The organism is Streptomyces sp. AC558_RSS880, from assembly GCF_019049255.1.
Lineage (GTDB): Bacteria > Actinomycetota > Actinomycetes > Streptomycetales > Streptomycetaceae > Streptomyces.
The window spans coordinates 1-8,575 of sequence record NZ_JAGMUJ010000068.1; the positions used below are offsets into that span (position 1 = coordinate 1).

The window sequence follows — 8,575 nt, forward strand, 5'->3', positions numbered from 1 at the left end:
CTGGCCGCAGCACGATTTCCACGGACCCCGTCGAAGCTCACGACGATCACAACCCATCGGAGACGCAGGAACATCGCGAATAGCAAAGTGCAGAGAAGGGTCTTCGCCTCCTGCGGCCAGGAAGCCTTCTTCGAGGGGCACGTGCACGCGCTCCGCACGCTGGGCGGTGTCCCGCGAAGCAAGATCCGCTACGACAACCTGAAGTCGGCCGTCGCCCAGGTGCTGGGTCTGAACCGGGCCCGGGTGGAGACCGACCGGTGGATCGCCTTCCGCTCGCACTTCAACATCGAGAGCTTCTACTGTCGCCCCGGCATCGAAGGCGCCCACGAGAAGGGCGGAGTCGAAGGAATGATCGGGTACTTCCGCCGCAACCACTTCACACCGGTCCCGGAAGTCGACTCCCTGGCTGAGCTGAACGAGATGGTCGACCAGTGGGACCTGCACGACGGGCATCGCCGCATTGGTTCGCGGCCGCGGACCGTCGACGAGTACTTCGCGATCGAGCTGCCTCTGCTGATGCCGCTTCCTGAAGAACCGTTCGAGACCGGCCGGCTGTTCACGCCACGGGTCGACCGCTACAGCCAGATCGCCGTCCGCACCAACCGCTACTCGGTTCCGACCCGTCTGATCGGCAAGCGGGTGCGAGTCGTCCTGCACGCCTCCCACCTTGTGGTTTATGACAGGAACGTTGAGGTGGCCCGGCACGAGAGGCTGATCGCGAAGGGCAGCTTCCGCCTGAACCTGGACCACTACCTCGAAGCCCTCATCCGCAAGCCCGGCGCCTTCCCCGGTGCCACAGCCCTGGAGCAGGCCCGGTCCGCAGGCAAGTTCACTCCGGTCCACGACGCCTGGTGGGCCCAGGCCCGCAAGATGCACGGCGAGCGGGACGGCACCCGGGCGTTGATCGAGGTCCTGCTGTTGAACAGACACCTTGCCCACGAGCACGTGGTCGCGGGCCTGGCCACCGCACTGCGGGCCGGCGCTCTGACCGCCGACGCCGTTGCCCTGGAGGCCCGCAAGGCTGCCCAGACGGAAGACGAGCCAGCCATCGGCGCATCCAACCCGTCGGTTCCCGGGCAGACACCGGCCACCGTCACGTCGCTGCACGAGTGGCGCCTCGCGCACCTCCCGCCGGACACCAGGCCGCTGCCGTCCGTGACCCCCTACGACCAACTGCTCCGACGCCGCCGCACCAGCGGCAGCGACCACCGTGAGGGAGAAGCACAGTGACCACCCTGCCCCGCCAGCGAGGCTTGACCGAGCAGGCCGCCGACGCCGCGATCGACACCGCCTGCCGCCTGCTGCGGCTGCCCTCGATCCGCAACGAGTTCAACGACATCGCCGACAGGGCGGTCAAGGACCAGATGACCTACCGCGGTCTGTGGACGATCGCGAAATTCCCCAGGCGGAAGTTCAGGTAATTCCCCAGTTACTGATGTGAGCTGACGGCGAGGCAGTCCGTGAGCTGTTTCCAACCTCCGCTTGAGCAGGTCAGATGCAAGGTGAGGACGGGCTGCAGGCGGTCGCGAGCCGGCAGGTCGGCAACGACAACGACGAAAGGCGGATCAGCGCGCTGGCTCAGACGTGCCTCGCGCCTGGTCGCGGCTGGCGACCACCAGGTATCCATCGCTCTCGGGGTCGAAGGTGGTGGACTGCACCGTGAGCCCGACGCTCCGCAACTGCGCCACGAGATCCTCGTACCGGTAGGGCCAGATGGACAACCGCTCCGAGCAGGCTCGCACTGCCCCATCCGGCTCGATCTGGGCGACCACGATCTCGAGGAAGTGTTCCTGCTCCCAGCGCTGCTCGATCTGCCAGTAGTAGCTGACGACCGCATCGCGGTCGTTGCGGCGGATGAGTCGATCGCGAACGTCTACCCGTGAGCCGGCGGAGCGCACGAGCTCCCAGTTGCGTGAGTGGAGCACAAGGCGTCCGCCCGGATTCAGCAGCCGTGACATCGCTTCCAGTGCGGTCAGGCGCCCGGCTGCGCCCTCAGCATGCCCGAGCGAGTTGCCGACGCAGAACACCAGATCGAACGTGGAGTCCTCCAGGTGGTCGGGCAGCTCGTCCCAGCTCGCGCGGAGGGCTCGAAGCGAGACACCCTGCTCGTCGGCGGCCTTCTCGGTCCGGCGAACCATCCCATCACTGGCGTCTGCGGCGACCACGTCAAGGCCAAGACTCGCGAGACCGACGGCGAGCTGGCCGGTTCCACACGCGCAGTCGAGGACGCGCGCGTTGGGCGGCAGAGAGCCCACGACATCGCTGTAGTAAACCGCGGCTGCCTTGGCGGGGGTCAACCTGTCGTCCCCGATCAGCCACTCGTATACGTCGGAAAGCGCCCCATAACCAGCCACCGCGATAACCTCCATCACTCGACGACACGCGGACTAGACCGCGCCTGCGATTCGGACCTTGCGCCTCGCACTGTGCCGGGCCGTGTCAGCAAAGCATTGAGCAGGACCCAACCACTTCCGGCCGCTGAGACTCCACCGGATTTCGTGGGAAACCGCGACACGCCGCACCGACGCAGGTCCCCACCCCATCGGCCCACGGTGGGGACCGCGGCCGGCAAGCGCGCGTTCGCTGCGGAGCGCTTTAGGCACAGCCATCCAAACTGATTGCCGAAACGCCGCGTCCGGATGAAGGACCGCCAGCGACCGCCTCTACTGCCAAGTATTCCGACGACGTCCACCGGTTTTCCTACTTGGTCTTGTCGGTGGGGTTCCTGGGCCGCTTGTTCGGGCGGTAGCTAGGCCCGTTCATGATCACCTGATGGCTGGTGTTGATGAGCCGGTCCAGGAGGGACTCGGCGACGACGGGGTTGGGGAAGAGGGGATACCAGTCGCTGGGCGCCCTGTTGCTGGTGATGATCAGAGACCGTCCCTGCCGCTCGGAGACGAGTTCGTAGAGGTCGTCGGCCTGGGGCGCGGACAGCTGGCGCATGGCGAAGTCGTCGAGGATGAGGACGTCGGGGCGCACGAGTTCGCGGACGCGTTTCTCCCATGTGCGGTCCGCGTGGCCGCCGGCGAGGTCGGCGAGGATGCGGCTGGTCTTGGCGAAGCGGACGTGGGCGCCCTGGCGGACGGCGAGGTGGCCGAGGGCCTGGGCGATGTGGGTCTTGCCGACGCCGACGGGGCCGAAGAGGATGACCGATTCACCGGCGTGGAGCCAGCGCAGGGCTCCCAGGTCGCGGATCTGGGCGGCGGGCAGTTTCGAGGAGGCCGTGAAGTCGAACTCCTCCAGGGTGACCTGCTGCTCGAACTTAGCCCGCTGCAAGCGCCGTTGGAACGCGACGGTCTCCCGGCGGGTGATCTCGTCCTGGCAGAGGACCTGGAGGAAGTCGAGGTGGCCGAGTTCGCCGCCGTGGGCCTGGGCGAGGCGGGCATCGAGGGTTTCCAGCATGCCGGACAGTCGCAGGGCCTTGAGCGACTCCCGCAGGGCGGCGTCCATCACGGTCATCGGGCTTCCACCTCGGCTTCGTCGTGGACCTGGTCGTCGTGGTCGTCATCCGTCGTGTCGGGGGTCGCGACGGTGGCGAAGAGCCTGGCGGGGACCGTGGAGGAAGGCCGAGGCCCCGGCATCACCGCTGGTCTCGGGCTCGGGGTCGGTCTCGGTGCCGGCGATAAGGATGCCCTTGATGGTGCGGTAGGACGGGTCGCCAACCGCGATGGCCCTCGCGCAGGCGGCCTCCAGACGTGTGTCGCCGTACTTCTTCCGCAGCCCGAGGACCCCCTGGGCAGCGCGGAGCCTATAGAGGACGTTGACCTCCAGCAACTGGTCGACGACTTCGCGGCAGGCGTCGCCGACCTCGGATGCCTGGCTGCGGCACCAGACCGGCGTCCGCATCTGAAAGGCGATCTTCTCTGGCGGATAGTCGCTCTTGTCGGTGCGTTTGCCCTGGTCAAGGGCTGCGTGGGTCTTGACGAGCTGGCCGTCGTGGAAGACCTGGACCATCGTGGCGGTCGAGCGGACGTCGACGCGGCGGCCGATCAGCTTCCACGGAACCGAGTAGAGGGTGCGGCCGACCTTGATGTGGATGTCCGGGCCGACCGTGGCCGTCGACCAGCGGGCCAGCACGAACGGAGTCGGCGGCAGAGGCAGCAGTTCGGCCGCCTCCAACGCGTCGAACACCGTCATCGGGGCGGCCCCGCCCAGCGGCCGGCACTTCCGCCGCCCGGCGACCTGCTGGCTCCAGGTCACGGCCTCCGCCTGCATGTGCTCGATCGAGGTGAACTCCCGGCCTCGCCAGAACGAGTCGCGGACATAGGGCATCGGCCGCTCGACCCGCGGCTTGTCCTTCGGCTTCGCCGCCCGGGCCGGATCGACCAACGCTCCGTAGTGCGTTGCGAGTTCGGCATACGCCTTGTTGATCTTCGGGTCGTAGAGGTCGGGCTTGTCGACGCCGGTCTTGAGGTTGTCCGGGACGAGCCGGCGCGGGACGCCGCCGAAGTAAAGGAAGGCCGCGACGTGCGCTTCCGTCCACGCGTGCTGGTCCAGGTGCAGCACCGGCCGGACAAACATGTGCCGCGAGCACGGCAGCACCATCACGAACGCCCAGACCCGGTGGCGTTTCCCGGTCCGCGGATCGATCCACGGCCCGAGGAAGCCGTAGTCGATCTGAGCCTCCGAACCGGGCTCGATGTCGTCGCGCAACACTGTGACCTGCGACTTCGCCACCTCGTCCGGAAGCGTCGCGTGCACCCATCGACGGAACGAGGAGATCGACACCTGCAGTTTGTGTTCGTCACGCAGGCGCTGGTGGATCGTCGAGACGGTCACCGTCCCGAGCAGGCTCTTGATGTAGTCGCGGTGTTGGTCGATGTCCGGCCAGGTCACCTGCCTCAGCCTTCTGTCGATGAGCCCCGGGAACCACTCCTTGATCAGCTTCGACCAGTCGGACTCGCTCATCGGCGGGCCGCCCGGGCTGATCCCGGACGCTTCCGCCGGCGCCAGGTACTTCCTGACCGTCTTGCGGTCCACCCCCAGCGACGCAGCCAGCTCGCTCTTCGAGCGGCCCGCGTACCAGTGGACGTAGATCTCGGTGATGTCGACCACGACGAACGTTCTCCTCGCCATCCGGGCTGCCCATCGGCCATCCGAACCACGGGACGAGGAACTTGACCAGCTCCGCGACGACCAGGTCCCTCGATCCCGACCTCCGCGCTACCCATGGCCAATTAGGAGAATTCGGGATGAGGAATTACATGACGCTCAAACCGCCCAACCTGGGGAAAAACTTGATCGTCGACAGCTTCCTCGCCGAACTGTTGATGACCGAGTGCGACGACCGGGCCCGACGCCGTTCGGAACGACGGATCAAAGCAGCCGGCTTCCCCCGGGAGAAGTCCCTTCGGGCCTTCGACTTCGACGCCAACCCGAACATCGACGCGGCCACCGTCCACACCCTCGCCAGCTGCGAATGGATCAAGAAGAGCCAGCCGCTCTGCCTGATCGGCGACTCCGGCACCGGCAAGTCCCACATGCTCATCGCCCTGGGCACCGAGGCGGCGATGAAGGGCTACCGCGTCCGCTACACGCTCGCCACCAAGCTGGTGAACAAACTGGTCGAGGCCGCCGACGAGAAGCAGCTCAACAAGACTATCGCCCGCTACGGCCGCGTCGATCTCCTCTGCATCGACGAGCTGGGCTACATGGAACTCGACCGCCGCGGCGCCGAACTCCTCTTCCAGGTGCTGACGGAGCGCGAGGAGAAGAACAGCGTCGCCATCGCTTCCAACGAGTCGTTTGGTGGCTGAACCAAGACCTTCACCGACCCCAGGCTCTGCGCGGCCATCGTCGACCGCCTCACCTTCAACGGCACCATTATCGAGACGGGCACCGACTCCTACCGCCTCGCCAGCACCCGGGCCCGAGCAGAAGAACCCGCTTGATGGTTCTGAGCTGTCGCCTCCATAGTTGCGGACTGCAATCACGCAGGACGCTACCCACAGGAGGCACGCGCTGATGCGCACTCTTTACGTCATCACCCACCCCGAGGCGACCCACCACGTCGAGGGAGTCGTCGGAGGATGGCATGACTCGCAGCTGACGCCCGCCGGCATCCGTGCAGCGGTCTCCATTGCCCAAGCGCTGCGGGCCCAGATTCCGCACGGCACCGAGGTGGAGCTGCATTCCTCGGATCTGCGGCGCACCCTGCGGACGGCCGATGAAGTGGCTGAACTGTTCGGGGTGAAGCCGATCCTGGATCACAGGCTGCGGGAGAAATCCTACGGTGAGGCAGGGGGAAAGCCACAGGAGTGGCTGGAGCGGCGCTTCGTCCCCCCGCCGGCTGTCGGGGAGCGGATGGACCACGACGAAGGCGTGGAGGGCGCAGAGACCAAGGCGACATGGGCGAAGCGCATCTACGCGGCCATGGACGAGATCTTGCAGAGCCCTTGCGAACAGCAGATCATCGTGACGCACGGCGGCTCCCTGACATGCGTCGTGGCGTCCTGGATCAAGATGCCGATCGAGTCGGCCGGCTATGCCAGTTTCCGGGCCCCCTCCGGCAGCATCACCACGCTCCGCGAAGATGACTTCTTCCATAACCGGCAAGTCGTCAGCCTCGGTGACACCCGCCATCTCGACTCCGCCCAAGCCTGCTGACCTGACCCAGCCCGCCCGACGGCCCGCCGCCCTCACGGGCTGCGGGCCGTGCCGTGCACTGACGTCAATTCTCGTGAACATTCCCGAGCCCGTCGGCCTACACCTGCTGCCCAAAGTGCCGGACAAACGCTGCTGCTAAACGCGAACGAAGCCAGCCACCGCACTTCGATCCGGTCGACTACCGCGAGCGTCATGCGGTGGAGTGCGGGATCAACCGCCTCAAGAGGAACCGCGCTGTCGCCACGCGATACGACAAGCTCGCGGTCCGCTACGAGGCGACCGTCCTCGTCGCGGCCATCAACGAGTGGCTGTGACCTTCGGCCATCACACGGTGGGATCCACGTTCCACGTCTCCGGCAGATCGCTGCCGCAGAAGACACAGACGAAATCGTCCTCACGCACGATGTTGTGCTCCTGGCAGTCAGGACACCGGCGGAACACCACCTCGTGGGTGAAGCTGGAGGGCCGTTCGATCCCTACGTCGTCCAGAGCACGAGCGACTGCCGACCAGGAGCCGATGTCGGGGCAATATCCGGTGGACTGGTTGCTGACCGTGCTCACAGCCCACCGGTCCCGCTCGCGCACGAAACCAATCTCGCCGGCACTCAAGACCATGGCTCCGCCGGCGCAGGCAACGTGCTCGCTCCGTCGCGGCGCCAGCCGAAGCACACCGTCCACGCCGACCACGAAGGTGAACGGCTCGGTCAGCTCCGCCGCCGATCGCCCAGCGATCCAGTCGGCGAAGCCAGCCGCCGAGCCGATCGGGCACCCGCCGCTGTCAGGCCGGACCGCAGCCTTCAGCTCGACCGGTCCGACATATCGGTAACTCCGCCCCCGCGTAATCACGTCAGCCAACCTAGTGACCTGAGTCGGAGATTCGTCGTTGGTTCGGTATGAGTCGTCCGGGTCCGAAGATTCCGCCGTTGTCGGTGACCGATACCCAGCGGGCCGTGCTGGAAGGCTGGCTGCGTCGTCGTACGACGGCCCAGGCACTGGCCCAGCGGTCGCGGATCGTGCTGGAGTGCGCCGAGGGGCACTCGATCATGGAGGTGTCCCGTCGGCTGCGAGTCAGTCCGGACACAGTCCGCACCTGGCGGCGCCGCTTCCTCGAGCGGGGGCTGGACGGCTTGTGCGACGACCCGCGTCCGGGTGTCCCGCGGAAGATCACCGACGCGGACGTCGAGCGGGTCATCGTCAAGACGCTTGAGGAGACACCGAAGAACGCCACCCATTGGTCGACGAGGTCGATGGCCGCGGCCACGGGGATGTCGCAGTCGACGGTCTCGCGGATCTGGCGGGCTTTCGCACTCGCGCCGCACCGCTCGCAGACGTCTCTGCTGTCCACCGACCCGCTGTTCATCGACAAGGTCCGTGACGTCGTCGGCCTGTATCTCGACCCGCCGGAGAAGGCCCTGGTCCTCTGCGTGGACGAGAAGTCGCAGATCCAGGCCCTGGACCGGTCCCAGCCCGTCCTGCCGATGATGCCCGGGGTCCCCGAACGCCGCAGCCACGACTACGTCCGAGCCGGCACCACCACCCTCTTCGCCGCACTCGAGGTCGCCACCGGCAAGGTCATCGGCTCCCTGCACCGACGCCACCGGGCCGTGGAATTCAAGAAGTTCCTGACCAAGCTGGACAAGGAAGTCCCCGCGGAGCTCGAGGTGCATCTCATCCTCGACAACTACGTCACCCACAAGACGCCCGACATCAAGAAGTGGCTGCTGGCACATCCGCGCTTCCGCCTGCACTTCACGCCGACCAGCGCGTCCTGGTTGAACCTGGTCGAGCGGTGGTTCGCCGAGCTGACGCAGAAGAAGCTCAAGCGCGGTGTCCACCACTCCGTCCAAGCCCTCGAACGCGACATCCGGTCCTGGCTCGCAGACTGGAACAAGCACCCCAGACCGTTCGTCTGGACGAAGACCGCCGACGAGATCCTCGACAAAGTTGCCGCCTACTGCCGACGAATCTC

7 protein-coding genes and 2 pseudogenes are annotated in these 8,575 nt (G+C 66.6%); 5 read left to right on the forward strand and 4 right to left on the reverse strand.

From position 1 onward, the window contains the following. Together KUM38_RS21985 and KUM38_RS21990 are read left to right on the forward strand one after the other, a co-directional pair. Nucleotides 1-1,230 (forward strand): IS21 family transposase (locus KUM38_RS21985; RefSeq protein ID WP_254397576.1); only part of this gene is annotated, 1,230 nt, incomplete at its 5' end. Between the two features lie 23 nt (nt 1,231-1,253). Further along, nucleotides 1,254-1,379, forward strand: a pseudogene (locus KUM38_RS21990) (AAA family ATPase); the annotation flags it as partial. A 186-nt stretch (nt 1,380-1,565) separates the two neighbouring features. Here the strand turns inward: KUM38_RS21990 and KUM38_RS21995 are convergent. The 3 genes from KUM38_RS21995 to istA form a co-directional block, all read right to left on the reverse strand. Further along, the gene (locus KUM38_RS21995) at nt 1,566-2,369 is read right to left on the reverse strand and encodes a class I SAM-dependent methyltransferase (protein WP_217131145.1); all 804 of its coding nucleotides are present in this window, start codon (nt 2,367-2,369) and stop codon (nt 1,566-1,568) included. A gap of 331 nt (nt 2,370-2,700) precedes the next feature. Then, nucleotides 2,701-3,459, reverse strand: a complete 759-nt coding sequence (istB, locus tag KUM38_RS22000; protein WP_217131146.1) for an IS21-like element helper ATPase IstB — start codon at nt 3,457-3,459, stop codon at nt 2,701-2,703. A 45-nt stretch (nt 3,460-3,504) separates the two neighbouring features. Continuing rightward, the gene (gene istA, locus KUM38_RS22005; protein WP_217131148.1) at nt 3,505-5,055 is read right to left on the reverse strand and encodes an IS21 family transposase; all 1,551 of its coding nucleotides are present in this window, start codon (nt 5,053-5,055) and stop codon (nt 3,505-3,507) included. A 32-nt stretch (nt 5,056-5,087) separates the two neighbouring features. Here istA and istB (KUM38_RS22010) point away from each other — a divergent pair. Both istB (KUM38_RS22010) and KUM38_RS22015 read left to right on the forward strand, forming a co-directional pair. Next, nucleotides 5,088-5,891: pseudogene (gene istB / locus KUM38_RS22010) on the forward strand (IS21-like element helper ATPase IstB). 73 nt (nt 5,892-5,964) lie between these two features. Then, the gene (locus KUM38_RS22015; protein WP_217131149.1) at nt 5,965-6,606 is read left to right on the forward strand and encodes a histidine phosphatase family protein; all 642 of its coding nucleotides are present in this window, start codon (nt 5,965-5,967) and stop codon (nt 6,604-6,606) included. A gap of 324 nt (nt 6,607-6,930) precedes the next feature. Here KUM38_RS22015 and KUM38_RS22025 read toward each other — a convergent pair whose 3' ends face one another. Continuing rightward, nucleotides 6,931-7,452: a hypothetical protein gene (locus KUM38_RS22025; RefSeq protein WP_217131151.1), complete on the reverse strand. Its 522-nt coding sequence runs from the start codon at nt 7,450-7,452 to the stop codon at nt 6,931-6,933. A gap of 47 nt (nt 7,453-7,499) precedes the next feature. Here KUM38_RS22025 and KUM38_RS22030 point away from each other — a divergent pair. Beyond that, the coding region (locus KUM38_RS22030) for an IS630 family transposase (RefSeq protein WP_217131150.1) at nt 7,500-8,575 on the forward strand (1,076 nt) is incomplete at its 3' end.